A 17,581-nucleotide genomic window follows, 5' to 3' on the forward strand; every position below is an offset into this window, starting at 1 on the left:
GTTTATTACTTTAAATATTAATAATGAAAATGTTTACTCTCTTCAATCAAAGGGTTGTTCTTTGCTAACAAAGGAACTTTTGCAAGTGCCGTGAAAACAACAAATATAAACAATCCTGCGAAGAATAAAAGCGATGCGATCTCGGATACTCCAATAAACCAAGAACCACCAACGGTACCTGGAGTAATCATATTGAAGAAGTCCAAATAATGTCCTACTACGATCAAAGAACCAGCCATAACAATAATCCAAGTCAATCGTTTGAAATCAGTATTGATTAACAACAACAAAGGAAGTACAAAGTTAAGCACTAACATACCAAAGAAAGGCAATTTATACTCTTGAATTCTAAAGACGAAGTACGTTACCTCTTCCGGAATATTGGAGTACCACATCAACATGAATTGAGAGAACCACAAATACGTCCAAAAGATGCTGATACCGAACATGAACTTAGCCAAATCGTGGATATGACTGGTGTTTACATATTCTAAAAGACCCTTAGATTTTAGGTATAAAGTTACAAAGGCAATTACCGTAATTCCCGTTACGAAGAAACTAGCGAATACATACCAACCGAATAGCGTACTGTACCAGTGCGTATCGATAGACATGATCCAGTCCCAAGACATGATAGATTCTGTAACGATGAAGAATACTAGGAAAGCAGCAGCCAATTTAAAGTTCTTTTTGTAGTAACGCAAATCGTTAGTTTCGTCAAGAGCTAAAGAGTTTTTAACTGCATAATGTCTGTATAAGTTCCATCCAGCCAAGAACACTACGGCTCTAATAAGGAAGAAAGGAACGTTTAAGAATCCTGTTTTACCTTGGATGATTGGATCATTGGCAACAACCTCTGGATCCATCCAGATAAACAAGTGATTCATATTCATAGTAGACAATACCAATAGTACAAAGAATATAAGAGAGCCCGGTAGTAAATACGCGGTAATCCCCTCCATTACTCTAAATAAAACTGGCGACCATCCTGCTTGTGCAGCGTATTGGATGGCGTAGAATGCCAATACCCCTAGGGAGATTAACATAAAGAAAATACAGGCAATGTATAAGGCTGCCCATGGTTTGTTTTGCATTTGTTGCAGTACGTGCTCCAGGTGATGTTGATGTTCTGCATGTTCGGCCGCACTCACTTCGGAGTGATGACCAGATTCCGCAGCTACCTCATGAGAATCTCCATGGTGCTGTTCTGTTAAAATACGCTCAACGTCATTAACTGTTTTTGGTGCATTGATAAACCCGTAAACGATTCCTATCAATCCTAAGATCATTAGAATCAGTGCGAAGGTTTTCAATCTTTTTGAAAATGTGTACATATCTAAACTTCAAATAAGTTTTACAATTATAATTCTGATTTCAATTTCAACACGTAATCCGTAACCAACCAACGTTCGTGTTGACTCAATTGGTTTGCGTGGGATCCCATGGAGTTTAATCCATAAGTAATTACGTGGAATATACCTCCTTCAGTTAAATCACGATCAGCGTAATTAGGAACTCCAAGAAATTTCTCGCGTTTCACTAAGTTACCTTTTCCATCACCATTATCGCCATGACAAACAGAGCAATAAATTGTATACAACTCTTTTCCTTTATCAGAACCGCGTTCGGTATCTGCTAGAGGCGATTTCAGGTTAGCTCTTGCAGCATCTAATCCCTCGGTTGTGTTTTCGTATTCATAAGGCTCAAATCCACGAGGCACAGTGTGCTCTGCGGGTAATTGACCTTCTTTACCGTTTTTAAAAGCTGCTGATTCAGAATATGTTTCGTAAGCTACAGATTCGTACATATTCGGAAAAAACTGGTAGTTGGGTCTTTCTTTATTAAAACAAGAAGTAGTCAATACGGAAACCCCTACTAAAGCTGCTATTTTATATATAGTTTTCATTTCTACCATTATTCTTTATCGATTACTTTTACTTCTACCGCACCCGTACTTTTAAAGAACTCAATCACTTCTTCTTCGTTGCCTTTTAGAGCAACTTCCATTAAGAAATGGTCGTCAGTTGTTCTTACATCGGGATTTTCAGCTTCTTTAAAAGGCCATAATTTACTTCTTAGATAAAAAGTAATTACCATTAAGTGGGCAGCGAAAAACACGGTTAACTCAAACATAATAGGCACGAAAGCCGGCATGTTTTGAATATAACTAAAACTCGGTTTTCCCCCAATGTCTTGTGGCCAATCTTCAATCATAACATAATTCATCAGGAACGTTGCAAAAGCGAGTCCCACTAATCCATATAAGAATGAAGCTATGGCAATTCTAGTAGGCGCTAAGCCCATAGCTTTGTCCAAACCGTGAACAGGAAAAGGTGTGTAAACCTCTTCGATATGATGATGGGCAGCTCTGGTTTCAGCAACTGCGTGTAACAAAACATCATCATCATTGTAAATCGCGTGTATAACTTTAGTACTCATACCGAATTAATGATTTAAAGATTGATTGTTGTCGTGATTGGCGGCTCTCGCTCTTTTAAAATTATCACCAGATGATTTCAAAATCGTTTTCACCTCTGCTTGCGCAATTACAGGGAAACTTCTAGAATATAATAAGAAAAGTACAAAGAAAAATCCAATAGTTCCGATATAAATACCCGCATCTACAAAAGTAGGTTGGAACATCGTCCAAGAAGAAGGTAAATAATCACGGTGTAAAGACGTAACAATAATTACGAAACGCTCGAACCACATCCCTATGTTTACAATGATAGAGATGATAAAAGAAGCCATAATGCTCGTTCTAATTTTCTTAAACCACATTACCTGTGGAGAAATCACGTTACAAGTCATCATTAACCAATATGACCACCAGTAAGGTCCTGTTGCTCTATTCAAGAACGCGTATTGCTCATACTCTACTCCAGAGTACCAAGCTACCCACAATTCGGTGATATAGGCGACCCCCACTATCGATCCGGTGATCATCACAACGATGTTCATCAATTCGATGTGTTGTACGGTAATATAATCTTCTAGGTTAGACACTTTTCTCATGATGATCAACAAGGTGTTTACCATTGCAAATCCAGAGAAGATCGCACCAGCCACGAAATAAGGCGGTAAGATTGTCGTGTGCCATCCCGGTATTACTGAGGTAGCAAAGTCAAAAGATACGATGGTATGCACCGAAAGTACCAATGGTGTAGCCAAACCGGCCAATACCAAAGAAACCTCTTCAAAACGTTGCCAGTCTTTAGCTCTACCACTCCATCCAAAACTCAAGATCGAATAAATTCTCTTGGTAAATGGGGTAATAGCTCTATCTCTCAACATGGCGAAATCGGGTAATAAACCAGTCCACCAGAAAACCAATGATACCGATAAATACGTAGAGATCGCAAAAACGTCCCAAAGTAATGGGGAGTTAAAGTTCACCCATAATGATCCAAATTGATTTGGAATAGGCAATACCCAGTACGCCAACCAAGGGCGTCCCATGTGAATAATTGGGAATAAACCCGCTTGAACAACAGAGAAGATAGTCATGGCCTCCGCAGAGCGGTTAATGGCCATTCTCCATTTCTGTCTGAATAGTAAGAGTACGGCAGAAATCAACGTTCCCGCGTGACCGATACCTACCCACCAAACAAAGTTAGTAATATCCCAAGCCCATCCAACTGTTTTATTTAATCCCCACGTACCGATACCAGTACCGACCGTGTAGATCATACAACCAACTCCCCAAAGAAAAGCGGCTAAAGCAATCGAAAAAACTATCCACCATTGTTTGTTAGCTCTCCCCTCAACAGGTCTAGCCACATCAACTGTTATATCGTGATAAGATTTATCACCTATAACTAAAGGTTTTCTAATGGGTGCTTCGTAATGTGACGACATAATCCTTTATAAGTTTCTTAATTAATAATTAGTTATTTTTAGTTATTTCTAACTTTTACGTGGTAAAACACGTTTGGTTTTGTTCCAATATGCTCCAATAAATGATACATTCTATCATCTTCCACTAATTTAGCCACGTCCGATTCTTTGTCATTGACATCACCGAAAACCATAGCACCACTAGAACAAGCTGCAGAACAAGCCGTGTGGAATTCATCCTTACTCACCGCTCTACCTTCTCTCTTAGCAGTAAGAATGGTCGATTGGGTCATTTGGATACACATAGAACATTTTTCCATAACCCCACGTGAACGTACATTTACATCTGGATTTAACACCATACGACCTAAATCATCATTCATGTAGTAGTCAAACTCGCTATTTTTATTATATAAGAACCAGTTGAAACGTCTTACTTTATACGGACAGTTGTTCGCGCAATATCTCGTACCTACACAACGGTTGTACGCCATGTGGTTTTGACCTTGACGCCCATGAGATGTCGCGGCTACCGGACATACTGTCTCGCAGGGTGCATGGTTACAATGCTGACACATTACCGGTTGGAAAACCACCTGTGGATTGTCTGCAGATTCCTCTAGTTCTTTGAAAGTACTGTAGTTTTCTGTAAATCCTTTAGCTTTGTTTTTCACATCCACATCTCCTGCGAAAGTATCTTCAGAAGAATAGTAACGGTCGATGCGCAACCAGTGCATATCTCTACTTCTACGGATTTCCGATTTTCCTACTACTGGAACGTTGTTTTCGGCGTGACAAGCGATAACACAAGCCCCACAACCCGTACAAGCATTCAAGTCGATAGACAAATTGAAATGGTGTCCAACACTGCGGTCAAAAGACTCCCATATATCCACAGAACTCGCCGGAACAGACTGGTGATCCAAAGAAACCATCGGAATGATGTTCCAATCTCTAACGTCTTTAGAATTAAAGACCTCTAGAGTGGTTTCTTTAATAATATCCCCTCTTCCCATCAAAGTATTCTGCAACTGAACACAAGCAAATTCGTGTTCCCCTTTAGTTTTCTCGATGGTTACCGACTGAACCGTATTAAAATCATTGTATAATTTATAGGCATTCACACCTACTTGCATCTCTTCTTTCATCGCAGCCTTACGACCGTAACCGAAAGACAATCCCACTGTTCCAGCAGCCTGACCTGGTTGAATCAATACCGGAACGTTTTCCAAAGCCACCCCGTTTACCGTTATAGTAGCATAATTTCCATTAAGACCACCGTTGGCAACGTGATAATTCTTAAGATCAAAAGAAGCGGCATCTGCCTTAGAAATAGTCAGATAGTTATCCCAAGATACTCTAGTCAATGGATCTGGAAACTCTTGCAACCAAGGGTTGTTTGCCTGTTGTCCGTCGCCCATTCCAGTTTTGGTATACAATACCAATTCCAGACCTGCTGCTTTCTTCGTTTGAGCTAAAGTAGCTGCAGCTGCTGCGTAATCGTATCCTGCGTTTTGTTCGTTAGACGCTGCAAATTCTGCAAAACCGTCGTGAACTAATTTATTCCAAGTAACCCCGTCCAATACAGAACCGCCTACGGATTTCAAATAATCGTAATAAGCCGTAGTACTGCCGTTCCACACCAACAAAGCCTCTTGCAATTGTCTGGTATCAAATAGCGGACGAATCGTCGGTTGCATTACGCTGTAATGTCCTTTGCGCATCATCACGTCACCCCAAGATTCCAGGTAGTGAGGCAAAGCCGCCGCTATGGTTGTATGTAAAGCTGTTTCGTCCTCTTTAAGCGAGAAAGTCACAGATGTTTTAACCTTTTTCAGTCCTTCTTCGAACGCTGCTGCATTAGGCAAAGTGTAAACCGGGTTTACCCCGCTCATGATCAACGTGTGCACAGCACCTGCATTCATGTCTTTTACCAATTGCGCTACTTCAGCGGCATTTCCCTTGCGGACGTATTTTGGCTTTGATGGTAAAAACGCTTTAGAACCCAAGGCTTGGTTAATGGCAAACACCAACAATTGCGCGTTTACATCTTCCAATCCAGAAACTAAAACTCCACCAGCACCCGCAGCCTTTAATTGTTTGGCTGCAATTTCCACTTCCTTATCTCTAGCCACAGCGCCAACAGTAACCATACCGCCAACAACGATGTTATAAATTTTAACCAAAGCCAACTTTTGCTCTGCTACGGTCATGGAAATTCTCTTATCTGCATTCGCACCAGACAAAGACATATTAGCCTCTAGCTGAATGTGCTTAGACATTTTGCCGTTTTTCGGAATTCTCTTCATTCCGTAAGCCGCATCGTATCCACCTCCTTGCCAGTCACCCAACAAGTCAGCTCCTACAGAAAGGATTAAATCGGCCTGACCGAAGTCGTAATCTGCCAATGCACGCTCTCCGTAAACGCTTTGATAAGCATCTAAAGCTGCTGTCGAAGAAACCGCATCGTAAATAACGTGTTTGGCCGAAGGATTTAGTGTCAAAAATTCCCCGATCAAACGATCAGTCGATGGACTCGCCATGGTATTGGTCAACAACACCACTTTGCTTCCCGCTGCTTTTGCTTCGTCTAAGCTCGCTTTGATCTTAGCATCTACATCGGACCAAGAAGCTGCTTTGCCCTCCATTTTCGGTTGCTTTAAACGAAGGTTATCGTAAAGAGACAATACCGATGCATGTACCCGAGCATTAGCTCCAGACAAGGCATTTGACAAATTATTATTTTCTACTTTAATCGGACGCCCCTCACGGGTTTTAACTAAAATATTCGTAAAATCAAAACCATCAGCAATCGTAGTAGCGTAAAAATCCGCTACTCCCGGAATAATCTCTTCCGGCTGAACAACATAAGGAATCGACTTAATTACGGGTCCTTCACAAGCTGCTAAAGAAGCTGCTGCCGTAGAAAAACCAACGTATTTCAAAAAGTCCCGACGAGTAGTTGATGAAGAAGACAAAGTGTTTTTGTCTCCTAGAAATTCATCTGTAGGAATTTCTTCAACAAACTCATTGTTTCTTAGCGTCTCAACAATAGAACTATTATCATTCAGCTCTTCAACACTTTTCCAGTATTTTTTGTTTGATGCCATTGTATATATATATTAGCTTCTTAAATTATTTTTAATAGTGGCACTTTCCACACTCTAAACCACCCATTTGCGCAACGGTCAATTTCTCCACACCGTATTTCTTAGATAATTCCTCATGAATTTTCGCGTAATACTCGTTGTTTTCCATCTTCACATCCGTTTTGCGGTGGCAATCGATACACCAGCCCATAGTCAATGGTGAATGTTGTCTCATCACTTCCATTTCCTCTACAGGACCATGGCAAGTCTGACACTCCAATCCAGCTACAGAAACGTGCTGAGAGTGATTATAGTACACAAAATCTGGCAAATTGTGAATTCTTACCCATTTAACTGGTTTTTCTTCGCCAGTATACTTTTGAGCAGCAGGATCCCATCCAACAGCAGCGTATAATTTTTGGATTTCAGCTGTATAGAATTCCGGGCTGTAATCGCCGTAGTCTACACCTGCATCACCGGTAAATTCGCTTACGCTTTTGTGACAGTTCATACACACGTTCAAAGAGGGAATTCCCGAAGTTTTACTCACACGTGCAGAAGAGTGACAGTACTTACAATCGATACCGTTATCACCAGCGTGAATCTTATGTGAGAAATGAATAGGCTGTACGGGTTCGTACCCTTGATCCACCCCTATTTGCATCATAAAACCGAATGCAAAATAAGAACCCACCATAATAAACACTATAGTTGTTAGCACCACCATAAATTGGTTTTTAGCAAATGCTTTCCAAATCGGAACCACCTGACGAACTTCCGGAGTTAATCCGTTAGCCTCCACCACTTTATTAAGTACTTTCTTCACGAAGAACAGCATCGCCACCAACAGCAACAATACCACTACTAAGGCACCCAAGACCACCATGTTCGAAATATCATTCGAACCGCCACCTTGACTACCACCATCCGTCGCAGCAGGCGCTACAGCCTCCTTTTTCGGCTCAGAAGTATAAGCTAAAATGTTGTCGATATCTTCATCAGAAAGAGCGGGGAAGTCATTCATCACGACTTTGTTCCACTCATTGAAGAGTTTTACAGCAGTTGCATCCCCTGATTTAATCAGAGACGAACTACTCTTAATCCATTTGTGCAACCAGGCGGTGTCGTGTTTTTCGACTACACCACGTAGCGCAGGCCCTGTTGAATTTCCATCCAGCTTATGACATGCCGCACAGTTTGAATTAAATACTTCTCTACCTTTTGCTGCATCTTGAGCAAATGAAACTGTAGAGAACGATAGCATTAACGCTAAACAAAAGAAAAAAATCTTTGAAAACGAATTATGGTTACCCACTTTTTCCATAGTTATAAAATGATTATCAACTAAATTAGATAGTTTTTTTGTGCTAAAATTAGCGTTCTATTAACTACCCTATTTATAAACTCCGACAAAAATACAATTTATGAATTACTCTTAAAACCTTTACCAGACTTAAAATGTAATTTATACCTATTCTAAATAGACGAGTCGTGCATATTTATTTATATATATCGTACTTTTGCTACAAATACAATTCATTATGAGAATTTTAAGAAACCTATTAGCAGCATCCTGCTTAATTTGTTGCACAAATATACAGCTTGCCCAAGCGCAACAACTGCGCATTCAAGAGGACCCAACCTTCTCTAATTTGCTAAACGAGAAGCGAAAAACCAATTCTTCGACTACGGTGAGCGATCGTTTTAAGATTCAAATATTTTATGGCAACAATTCCGAGGCTCGAAGAAAGCTTTCGCAGTTCAATCAGCTGTACCCACAACTGGATGGCACCATCGTTTACACCAACCCATCGTACAAGGTTTGGGTGGGCAATTTTAAAACGCGAATCGAAGCAGAACGCAACCTGCAATCGATTAAGTCGTCCTTTTCCAACGCGCTGATCATACGCCCCAACAAATAAAAAAAACCGCTCGATATGAGCGGTTTTTTATTTTGTATAGCACTAACCAACCAGGTTGATGATCTTGCCGGGTACTATGATTACCTTTTTGGGCAGCACCCCGTTTAACTGTGCCTTTGTCCGTTCGTCTTTCATGACAATTTCCTCGATTTGCGCCGCGGTTAAATCCATGGGCAACTCCAATTTGAAACGCATTTTTCCGTTAAAAGAAACCGGATATTCCTTGGTACTCTCCACTAAATAAGCCGGGTTAAACTTTGGAAACGGCTGTTTAGAAACCGACCCCTCATGTCCTAAAATCGACCAAAACTCCTCTGCAATATGCGGGGCATACGGTGCTAAAACCACAGCTAGTGGTTCCAAAATTGCCCGGTGATGGCATTTTTGTTGGGACAACTCGTTTACGCATATCATAAACTGTGAAACCGAAGTATTAAATGAAAAGTTCTCGATGTCTTCGGACACCTTTTTAATCGTCTTATGCAGGCTTTTCAGCATCTCTGCCGTAGGTGCTTCATCGACAACCGCTACGCCGTTATCGTCGGCATACAAGCGCCAAATCTTCTTTAAAAAACCAAACACTCCCACTATACCAGCGGTATTCCACGGCTTGGCTTGTTCCAAAGGCCCCAAAAACATCTCGTATAAACGCAGCGTATCGGCTCCGTATTCTTCGCAAATATCGTCGGGATTAACCACGTTAAACTTCGATTTGGACATTTTTTCGACTTCGTGTCCTACTATGTATTTACCATCTGCGTCTAAAACGAATATTGCATCGTTAAAATCCGGACGCCAGGCCTTAAATCCTTCTAAATTCAATTCACTAGCCGCATTGACCAAGCTTACATCCACGTGCAGCGGCTGTACTTTTTGGTCGGTAATGGCGTTTTTAGACACAAAGGTATTCGTTCCTTCGATTCGATACACAAAAGCGCTGTTGCCCAAAATCATCCCTTGGTTTATCAGCTTTTGAAACGGTTCCTCTACGGGAACCACACCGATGTCTTTTAAGAACTTATTCCAAAAACGCGCGTACAACAAATGTCCTGTCGCATGTTCGTTTCCTCCTATATATAAATCCACATTTTGCCAGTATTGAATAGCCTTGGCAGAGGCGAGTTCTTCGGTATTATCGGAATCCATATAGCGCAACCAATACCAAGAACTACCCGCCCAACCCGGCATGGTATTCAACTCCAATGGAAAAACGGTAATATGGTCTATTTTTGAATTGGCTACCACCCGATTTTCCGCACGATCCCAAGCCCAAACCGTTGCATTCCCCAAAGGCGGCAAGCCGTCTTCCGTAGGTAAATACTTTTCTACTTCGGGCAATAATATCGGCAAATGAGCCGCCTCTATCATCTGAGGCAAGCCGTTTACGTAATACACAGGAAAGGGCTCTCCCCAATAGCGCTGACGCGAAAAAACCGCATCGCGCAAGCGGTAATTGGTCTTCCCCTTACCCTGATTTAAGGCCTCGAGTTTTTCGATCGCCAAAACCGTAGCCTCATTATAAGAAAGTCCGTTTAAAAAATCGGAGTTTTCCAGGGTGAAGTGCTCTTTGTCGGCATAGGCCGATTCCGAGATGTCACAGTCTTTAAATATATTTTTAAAAGCCAAGCCAAAGTGCTTGGCAAAGGCATAATCACGGTCGTCTCCAGATGGAACAGCCATAACCGCCCCCGTACCGTAACCGGCCAATACATAATCGCCTATCCAAACCGGGATGGGCTCTTTGGTAAACGGGTGCTCGGCATAGGCTCCGGTAAAAACGCCAGAAATGGTTTTTACATCGGCCATACGCTCGCGCTCGCTTCGCTTTGAAGTCGCTTCGACATAAGCCTGAACCGCCGACTCTTGAGCCGGGCTTGTTATTTTTGCCACCAAATCGTGTTCCGGTGCCAAAGTCATAAAGGAAACGCCAAAGATGGTATCGGGACGGGTGGTAAACACCTCGATAACCTCCGAGGAATCCTCAACTTTAAAAACCACCGAAGCTCCAACGGATTTTCCAATCCAATTGCGCTGACTCTCCTTGAGGCTTTCGCTCCAATCAATAGTGTCTAGTCCCTGAAGCAAACGGTCTGCATAGGCGGAAATGCGCATGCTCCATTGAGTCATTTTCTTTCGAACTACCGGATGACCTCCGCGTTCGGAGAGTCCGTTGATGATTTCGTCATTGGCCAATACCGTTCCCAAAGCCGGACACCAGTTTACTTCGGTTTCCGCCAAATAAGTCATGCGGTACTGCAACAAAATGCGTTCTTGCTCTTCCGAGCTAAAAGCGGTCCATTGCGCAGCGTCAAAAATCGCGATGCCCTCGTCACAAACCGCCTGAACGCCTTGATTCCCCTGAGTGGCAAAAATCGCCACCAAATCGGATATGGGCTCCGCACGATCCGCAGCCAAATTGTACCACGAATTAAATAATTGTATAAAAATCCATTGTGTATGCTTGTAATATTCCGGTTCTGAAGTCCGTACCTCCCTATTCCAATCAAAAGAAAAACCGATGCGATCCAGCTGTTCGCGGTATCGCTCAATGTTGGCCGCTGTGGTAACCGCCGGATGTTGTCCCGTTTGAATGGCATATTGCTCTGCCGGCAATCCAAAACTGTCATAGCCCTGCGGATGCAATACGTTAAAGCCCGTATGGCGTTTATAACGCGCGTAGATATCCGATGCTATATAGCCTAACGGATGCCCAACGTGCAGTCCTGCACCAGAGGGATAAGGAAACATATCCAACACAAAATACTTGGGTTTGTCTGAAACAGCTTCTGTTTTAAAGGTTTGATTTTCGCTCCAATATCTTTGCCACTTGGCCTCAATTTCATTGGGATGGTACTTCATATCTCGTTATTGTTTTTAAGGTACTGTGGCATCGCCTGAACGCGACGAGATTTGCCTCCGACAAACCCCTCGTCACCGGCAAATCCACAGCTCATTGCTCGTAGTTAAAACGTTGATTGCCCCTGAGAACACCGATTTGCGCCCGAAGCCGCCTCGCTTGGTGGGTTTTCCTACAACGAATAAATCAATTGACGCAAAAATACACTATATTTATAAGAAATATAAATCTTTAGGTGTTATTATCGCTTAAAGCCGTTTTTGTTTATTATTTTTACGCCTTAAAAAAAGAACTATGGCTTCATCTTTTGAGAGATATCAAAAAAGAAAATTAATTTCTTCCTATTTTTCGGTCATCTTGAGTATTTTCCTGGTGCTTTTCCTGTTGGGAACCCTGGGTTTATTCATCATGAATTCCGAAAAGATCTCTAACAACTTTAGAGAAACCATACCGATGTCTGTCTATTTTAACGATAAAGCCACCGAAGCCGAATTGACCCAATTCCAAAAGGATATGGAAAGCGCGCCTTACGTCAAAGACATTCACTATGTTTCCAAGGATTCTGCCGCCAAATCCCATCAGGATATCATAGGCGAAGACTTCCTGCACTTCTTGGGCTTTAACCCCTTGGAAAACTCCTTCGACATTCACCTTAAAGGAGACTATGTCGTGTCGGATAGCATCAAAAAAATCGAACTCGAATACAAAAACAATCCCCTGATTAGCGATACGGTCTACGACAAGCAATTGGTAGAATTGGTCAACGAAAACATCAAAACCATCACTTTTTGGATGTTGGTAATCAGTAGCTTTTTAGCGGTTGTTGCCATGCTGTTGATCAATAGCTCCCTAAGACTTTTGATCTTCTCCAGTCGATTTATCATCAAAACCATGCAAATGGTCGGAGCTACGAAATCCTTTATCCGCCGACCTTTTATCTGGCACAGCATGAAGCTCGGTATCATCGGTTCGCTATTGGCCATTTTAGGCGTGTTTGGCGTATCCTATTACTTAGATCAGCGCTTCCCCTCTTTGGGATTGGGCTTTCAAGAAGACTATATCCCCATATTGATCATCTCTGCGGGAATTTTTATGGTGGGCATCATCATCACTTCGATAAGTACGTTTTTTGCCACCCAGCGTTTCTTAAATTTAAAATCCGACGAATTATACTAAAAATATGAACAAGAACGACAACCAGCCTACCGACTTTCTATTTGCCAAAAGCAACTATCTGTTTTTAATCGCAGGAATACTAATCATTGCCCTGGGCTACATCTTGATGTCTGGCGGAGGCAACGACAATCCGGCCGAATTCAACGATGCCATCTTTAACTTTAGAAGAATCCGATTGGCTCCAACCGTTATCTTCATCGGCTTTGGAGTTTGTATTTACTCTATTTTTAAAAAGACCACCAAGTAGTAGCTCCAACAAATATACCCCCTTATAAATGGATTTAATTCAAGCCATCCTTCTCGCTATTGTAGAAGGACTGACCGAATATTTACCGGTATCCTCTACCGCGCACATGATTTTTACGAGTTCGTATTTCGAGATACAAAACGACGATTTCGTAAAGCTGTTCCAAACCGCCATTCAATTTGGCGCTATACTGGCCGTAGTGGTATTGTACTGGCGCAAATTCTTTGACTTTAGCCGTTTAAACTTCTATGTTAAACTCGCCTGTGCCGTAGTACCGGCTTTGGCATTGGGCTATATCTTTGACGAAAAAATCGATGCGGTATTGGGCGAGCCCATTCCCATTGCCATCGTATTGATTATCGGTGGTTTTGTCTTGTTATTCATCGACCGTTTTTTTAAAAATCCCACGGTACATCAAGAAGAGGACATCAGCATTAAAAAGGCGATTACCATCGGCTTTTGGCAGTGTTTGGCCATGATGCCGGGAACCAGTCGCTCTGCCGCTTCCATCATCGGAGGTATGCAACAGGGTTTAACGCGACAAACCGCTGCGGAATTTTCCTTTTTCCTCGCGGTTCCCACCATGTTAGCAGTAACGGTCTATGCCATAGTGCTAAAGAAATACGAAACCACCGGTCTAAAGGGCTACGAATTGCTGCTGCAAAACCCCGACAACATCAAATTGTTTTTGTTGGGCAACGTCATCGCCTTTGTAGTCTCTATATTAGCGATTAAATTTTTTATAGAAATCATCAAAAAATACGGTTTTAAACCTTGGGGTTGGTATCGTATCGTTGTGGGATCTCTGTTGTTAATCTATTTTGTATACGTAAAATAATGGGCATGAATACATCCGCTGAAGAATTTCAAAACGGACAAATACTATTGATTGACAAACCCTTGAATTGGACTTCCTTTCAAGCGGTCAACAAGATTAAATGGGCTTTAAAAAAGCATTTGGGACTCAAAAAGATCAAGGTGGGCCACGCCGGCACCCTGGATCCTTTGGCCACGGGATTACTGATTGTTTGCACCGGTAAATCGACCAAGTTGATTTCCGAATTGCAAGGCCAAATCAAGGAGTATACCGGCAGTTTTTTCGTCGGGGCTACCACGCCGTCTTACGACTTGGAAACCGCCGTAGACCAAACTTTTGACACCGCCCATATAAACGCGGATTTGATCGAACAAGCCCGACAGGGTTTTCTCGGTGAAATCGACCAAAAGCCACCCATTTTTTCCGCCATTAAAAAGGATGGTATACGCCTCTACGAGCACGCACGAAAGGGAGAAGAGGTGGAAATTGTCGCGCGAAAAGTGACGATCGACACCTTCGAACTGACCAGTCAAGTATTGCCAACGCTCGATTTTCGAGTGGTTTGCTCCAAGGGTACTTACATCCGTTCCCTGGCCTATGACTTTGGTGCAGCCCTAAACTCCGGTGCGCATTTAACCGCCTTACGCAGAACCAAAATAGGCGATTACGACGTTCAAAATGCCATTCCCGTAGAAGACTTTGAACGCCTGGTTTTGGGCATAGCCGAAAAACCCAATCCAGAAGACGCCTTGTAAAACCCCTTAGTCATGATTCAGAAACTTCAACTTTTCGCCTTGTATATACTGCTTAGCACCCCTTGTTTTTCACAGGAAAAGCTCGTGTTACAATCCGGCGATTTGATCTTTCAAAACCTCCAATGCGGACCGATGTGCGACGCGATTAACGAGGTGACTACGGGTTATAAAAATTTAAAATTCAACCATATCGGCTTGGTTGTCCTTAAAGAGGACCAAGCTTTTGTGATAGAAGCCGGAGGCCAATCGGTCAAAAGCACTCCCCTACAACAGTTTTTGAGTTACTCGTCCCAGACCATGTACCTGGGGCGTGTAAAGGAGGCATATACGTCATTGATTCCCGAAGCAATCGCCTTTGCCACCGAGCAAATCGGCTTGCCTTACGACGATGACTTTTTGTATGACAACGGCAAATACTACTGCTCTGAACTGATTTATGACGCCTTTAAATACGCGTATAAAAAGCCGTTTTTTAAACTCTACCCGATGACTTACAAACCCCTGGGGTCCGCCGACTATTTCCCCGTTTGGGTTTCCTATTTTGAAGCATTGGGTCAACCCATACCCGAAGGCCTGCCCGGCTGCAACCCCGGAGGCATTTCGACCTCGGACAAAATCAATATCTTGGGCGCTTTATAGGCTTATAAAAAAACCTAAACGCGCGATTTGCGTTTCTTTTAAGGGCGTAGTTTGGCCACATATTTCTCGATTTTTACCATAACGATCAGGAAAATAGCCCTCGATACCGTAAAATTGATTTTATAAATGTACTTTTGCCGAAATTATTGTTTTAGAGCTTCACAGTTGTTGCTCTTCTATAGAAACGATAAAGACCTCATTTTATTTATGAAAAGAATTATCAGTCACAGAGCTCTTTTGGGTGTAGAAAAAACCACCGAGTTAAAAGAATTAAAAACGATTTACCGCAATTTTATGAAGGAGTTCCATCCCGATAAAATTCAAGACAATCCGGAGGCTCAATTGGAAGCCGAAGAAAAGAGTAAAAAAATCATTGAAGCCTATCACTTCTTAGTGAGCATTGCACCGGAAACCATTGCAAACGCCTTGCCAGAATATACAGAAACCATCACTAAGGCCAGTATACAAGATTTCAATTACGAGCGTTCTGTGTTGACCATTGCGTTTACCGATGGCAGCAGCTACGAATATTTTAGCGTTCCGAGAAACACCTATATCAAATTGGTCAATGCCGATTCTCCTGCGCGTTTTGCCAGAAGACACATCTACAGTGATTTCATTTATAGAAAAACAGCCAACGCTGAATAAATAAAATATTTACTGAGGTTTTTGCAAACAAGAACCTCAGTAAATCCCTTTTAAATCGGGTCAAAATTCCTCTTTAGGCCTTTTGAAGAGCGGCTATTTTAGCCCGTTCATCAATTCGAGTACTTCCCTTTGAACAGACTGCCCTTTGTCCTTGGCATACCACTTTTGCAGCACCACTATACCCTGATCGTCAAATTGACCGTGTTCCGCTTTGTAGTCGTCCACCGTTTTTTGAGCGCCGAAAGGTCGAGGTCCCCAATCGCCTAAAACCTCTAGGGTATTTTTATCCAAAACGATGAGCTTGGGAATTGCCTTACCGCCATTGGTTAGGAATTCTTCCATCAAATCGTTGTTTTGATCTCGAAACACCACGACCAAATCAACTTGTTTTGTCGCTTCGGCCATTTTATTGACTACGGGCAATACCTGAGCAGCATCACCACACCAGCTTTCAGAAAGCACCAACCAAATATAAGCTCCCTTTAATTGTTGTAACTTCGCCTGGATTTCCGTATCTATGGTCACGGTTTTATCCAAGCGATTCATTCGAACCTCATTGAGCTCAGCATAAGGCAAGTAATCTTCCTGCAATTCCAGTATACTCGGATCGGTTTCTAAGGCAGTAGTAACAAAAGTTCTGTATTGTTGGTAGGTATAGCTTTTTTCCAAGCTTTGTGTAATAATGTTTTTCATTTTATAGTACATTTATGCAGTCAAATATAGAACAAATATCCATTCCAAAAGGCAGATCTCAAATGGAAGAACAACAATTAACGTCTGGTTTAGTCCTGTCAGGCGGCGGTTATAAAGGAATAGCGCATGCGGGCGTTTTACAGTTTTTTGAAGAAAAGGGAGTTCGTCCGCAGATGATAGCGGGCACCAGTGCGGGCTCGATAGTAGCGGGACTTTACTCCTTTGGCATCAAACCACCGGAGATTTTGGAGTTTTTTAAATCGGTAAACATCTTTAACTGGCACCACTTCACCATCAAGAAAGCGGGCATTATGGATGCGTATGCCTTTCACAAATACCTCAACAAGGTTTTTAAAGATCACCTCTTATCCGATTTGGAGATTCCCCTATTCATCACGGCCACCGACATCGTTCGCGGCAAATTAAAAATATTCAGTCCAGAAACCAAGATTGCCGACGCCCTTTTGGCCTCCAGTGCCTTTCCCGGCGTGTTTTCGCCTTTTAAAATCGAGGACCGTTGGTATAGTGATGGCGGAATTCTAAACAATTTTCCCTCCAACATACTACAGGGGCGCTGCGATTATATCATCGGCGTCAACGTTTGTCCGTTACAGGAAATTGAGGAGTCGCATCTCACGTCTATAAAATCGGTAACCGCACGGGCTTACGAACTGATGACCACGTTAAACAACTACCAAAAAATACAGCTTTGCGATTGGATTATAGAACCCAAAGCCCTCACAGAATACTCGACTTTTGAGCGCAATCGCCTTCGCATGGATCAGATTTATGAGATCGGTTATTTGGCCGCCAAAGAGACCTATGAAGAGAAAAAGCATAATTTTCAAAATCTTATTCTATAAAAACAGATAATGTCTATATTTGCACAATCTTAAAATCA

Annotated in this window: 16 protein-coding genes; 8 read left to right on the forward strand and 8 right to left on the reverse strand. The window is 42.2% G+C overall.

Features of this window, described 5'->3' with window-relative positions; genetic code table 11:
* Positions 1-17: 17 nt before the first annotated feature.
* Genes ACQZ43_RS01260 through ACQZ43_RS01285 form a run of 6 tightly spaced genes read right to left on the reverse strand, consistent with a single transcriptional unit; the run spans position 18 to position 8,250 of the window.
* Positions 18-1,334 carry a quinol:cytochrome C oxidoreductase gene (locus ACQZ43_RS01260; RefSeq protein WP_430614021.1) on the reverse strand — a complete coding sequence of 439 codons (1,317 nt, stop codon included), beginning with the start codon at positions 1,332-1,334 and terminating at the stop codon, positions 18-20.
* A 26-nt stretch (positions 1,335-1,360) separates the two neighbouring features.
* Entirely contained in the window at positions 1,361-1,906 is a 546-nt protein-coding gene (locus ACQZ43_RS01265) for a c-type cytochrome (RefSeq protein ID WP_430614023.1), read from the reverse strand.
* A gap of 8 nt (positions 1,907-1,914) precedes the next feature.
* Complete coding sequence (locus ACQZ43_RS01270) at positions 1,915-2,439, reverse strand: DUF3341 domain-containing protein (RefSeq protein WP_430614024.1); 525 nt, start codon at positions 2,437-2,439, stop codon at positions 1,915-1,917.
* Positions 2,440-2,445: 6 nt separating this feature from the next.
* A complete protein-coding gene (gene nrfD / locus ACQZ43_RS01275) occupies positions 2,446-3,858 on the reverse strand; it encodes an NrfD/PsrC family molybdoenzyme membrane anchor subunit (protein ID WP_219290180.1) in 1,413 nt (470 codons plus the stop codon).
* Between the two features lie 38 nt (positions 3,859-3,896).
* A complete protein-coding gene (locus ACQZ43_RS01280; RefSeq protein ID WP_430614025.1) occupies positions 3,897-6,947 on the reverse strand; it encodes a TAT-variant-translocated molybdopterin oxidoreductase in 3,051 nt (1,016 codons plus the stop codon).
* A gap of 31 nt (positions 6,948-6,978) precedes the next feature.
* Positions 6,979-8,250, reverse strand: a complete 1,272-nt coding sequence (locus ACQZ43_RS01285) for a cytochrome c3 family protein (RefSeq protein WP_430614026.1) — start codon at positions 8,248-8,250, stop codon at positions 6,979-6,981.
* 217 nt (positions 8,251-8,467) lie between these two features.
* On the opposite strand from ACQZ43_RS01285, the gene ACQZ43_RS01290 reads away from it, so the two are divergent.
* The gene (locus ACQZ43_RS01290) at positions 8,468-8,848 is read left to right on the forward strand and encodes an SPOR domain-containing protein (RefSeq protein WP_430614027.1); all 381 of its coding nucleotides are present in this window, start codon (positions 8,468-8,470) and stop codon (positions 8,846-8,848) included.
* Positions 8,849-8,890: 42 nt separating this feature from the next.
* Here the strand turns inward: ACQZ43_RS01290 and leuS are convergent, their stop codons facing one another.
* Complete coding sequence (gene leuS / locus ACQZ43_RS01295) at positions 8,891-11,707, reverse strand: leucine--tRNA ligase (RefSeq protein WP_430614028.1); 2,817 nt, start codon at positions 11,705-11,707, stop codon at positions 8,891-8,893.
* A 292-nt stretch (positions 11,708-11,999) separates the two neighbouring features.
* Between leuS and ACQZ43_RS01300 the strand changes: the two genes are divergently transcribed.
* From ACQZ43_RS01300 to ACQZ43_RS01325, 6 genes are all read left to right on the forward strand, one after another.
* Positions 12,000-12,881, forward strand: a complete 882-nt coding sequence (locus ACQZ43_RS01300; protein WP_430614030.1) for a cell division protein FtsX — start codon at positions 12,000-12,002, stop codon at positions 12,879-12,881.
* A 4-nt stretch (positions 12,882-12,885) separates the two neighbouring features.
* Positions 12,886-13,128 (forward strand): DUF3098 domain-containing protein, encoded by a 243-nt coding sequence (locus ACQZ43_RS01305; protein ID WP_430614031.1) that lies wholly within the window; start codon positions 12,886-12,888, stop codon positions 13,126-13,128.
* Between the two features lie 28 nt (positions 13,129-13,156).
* Positions 13,157-13,966 (forward strand): undecaprenyl-diphosphate phosphatase, encoded by an 810-nt coding sequence (locus tag ACQZ43_RS01310; RefSeq protein ID WP_430614032.1) that lies wholly within the window; start codon positions 13,157-13,159, stop codon positions 13,964-13,966.
* A 5-nt stretch (positions 13,967-13,971) separates the two neighbouring features.
* A complete protein-coding gene (gene truB / locus ACQZ43_RS01315; RefSeq protein WP_430614033.1) occupies positions 13,972-14,700 on the forward strand; it encodes a tRNA pseudouridine(55) synthase TruB in 729 nt (242 codons plus the stop codon).
* A gap of 12 nt (positions 14,701-14,712) precedes the next feature.
* Positions 14,713-15,339, forward strand: a complete 627-nt coding sequence (locus ACQZ43_RS01320) for a YiiX/YebB-like N1pC/P60 family cysteine hydrolase (RefSeq protein WP_430614034.1) — start codon at positions 14,713-14,715, stop codon at positions 15,337-15,339.
* Between the two features lie 207 nt (positions 15,340-15,546).
* Positions 15,547-15,987 (forward strand): KTSC domain-containing protein, encoded by a 441-nt coding sequence (locus ACQZ43_RS01325; RefSeq protein WP_430614035.1) that lies wholly within the window; start codon positions 15,547-15,549, stop codon positions 15,985-15,987.
* Positions 15,988-16,080: 93 nt separating this feature from the next.
* Here ACQZ43_RS01325 and ACQZ43_RS01330 read toward each other — a convergent pair whose 3' ends face one another.
* Positions 16,081-16,680: a thioredoxin family protein gene (locus ACQZ43_RS01330; protein WP_430614037.1), complete on the reverse strand. Its 600-nt coding sequence runs from the start codon at positions 16,678-16,680 to the stop codon at positions 16,081-16,083.
* Between the two features lie 62 nt (positions 16,681-16,742).
* On the opposite strand from ACQZ43_RS01330, the gene ACQZ43_RS01335 reads away from it, so the two are divergent.
* Positions 16,743-17,543: a patatin-like phospholipase family protein gene (locus ACQZ43_RS01335; RefSeq protein WP_430615567.1), complete on the forward strand. Its 801-nt coding sequence runs from the start codon at positions 16,743-16,745 to the stop codon at positions 17,541-17,543.
* Positions 17,544-17,581 lie beyond the last annotated feature (38 nt).

The sequence above is a fragment of the Flavobacterium sp. JP2137 genome (genome assembly GCF_050562195.1).
Taxonomy (GTDB): Bacteria; Bacteroidota; Bacteroidia; order Flavobacteriales; family Flavobacteriaceae; genus Flavobacterium.

Excerpts from the sequence above, each read along its gene's own strand:
- ACQZ43_RS01265 (WP_430614023.1), bottom strand. The coding sequence starts at position 1,906 with ATGAAAACTATATATAAAATAGCAGCTTTAGTAGGGGTTTCCGTATTG.
- truB (WP_430614033.1), top strand. The coding sequence starts at position 13,972 with ATGAATACATCCGCTGAAGAATTTCAAAACGGACAAATACTATTGATT.
- nrfD (WP_219290180.1), bottom strand. The coding sequence starts at position 3,858 with ATGTCGTCACATTACGAAGCACCCATTAGAAAACCTTTAGTTATAGGT.
- ACQZ43_RS01325 (WP_430614035.1), top strand. The coding sequence starts at position 15,547 with ATGAAAAGAATTATCAGTCACAGAGCTCTTTTGGGTGTAGAAAAAACC.
- ACQZ43_RS01290 (WP_430614027.1), top strand. The coding sequence starts at position 8,468 with ATGAGAATTTTAAGAAACCTATTAGCAGCATCCTGCTTAATTTGTTGC.
- ACQZ43_RS01335 (WP_430615567.1), top strand. The coding sequence starts at position 16,743 with ATGGAAGAACAACAATTAACGTCTGGTTTAGTCCTGTCAGGCGGCGGT.
- ACQZ43_RS01310 (WP_430614032.1), top strand. The coding sequence starts at position 13,157 with ATGGATTTAATTCAAGCCATCCTTCTCGCTATTGTAGAAGGACTGACC.
- ACQZ43_RS01330 (WP_430614037.1), bottom strand. The coding sequence starts at position 16,680 with ATGAAAAACATTATTACACAAAGCTTGGAAAAAAGCTATACCTACCAA.
- ACQZ43_RS01305 (WP_430614031.1), top strand. The coding sequence starts at position 12,886 with ATGAACAAGAACGACAACCAGCCTACCGACTTTCTATTTGCCAAAAGC.
- leuS (WP_430614028.1), bottom strand. The coding sequence starts at position 11,707 with ATGAAGTACCATCCCAATGAAATTGAGGCCAAGTGGCAAAGATATTGG.
- ACQZ43_RS01280 (WP_430614025.1), bottom strand. The coding sequence starts at position 6,947 with ATGGCATCAAACAAAAAATACTGGAAAAGTGTTGAAGAGCTGAATGAT.
- ACQZ43_RS01320 (WP_430614034.1), top strand. The coding sequence starts at position 14,713 with ATGATTCAGAAACTTCAACTTTTCGCCTTGTATATACTGCTTAGCACC.
- ACQZ43_RS01285 (WP_430614026.1), bottom strand. The coding sequence starts at position 8,250 with ATGGAAAAAGTGGGTAACCATAATTCGTTTTCAAAGATTTTTTTCTTT.
- ACQZ43_RS01300 (WP_430614030.1), top strand. The coding sequence starts at position 12,000 with ATGGCTTCATCTTTTGAGAGATATCAAAAAAGAAAATTAATTTCTTCC.
- ACQZ43_RS01270 (WP_430614024.1), bottom strand. The coding sequence starts at position 2,439 with ATGAGTACTAAAGTTATACACGCGATTTACAATGATGATGATGTTTTG.
- ACQZ43_RS01260 (WP_430614021.1), bottom strand. The coding sequence starts at position 1,334 with ATGTACACATTTTCAAAAAGATTGAAAACCTTCGCACTGATTCTAATG.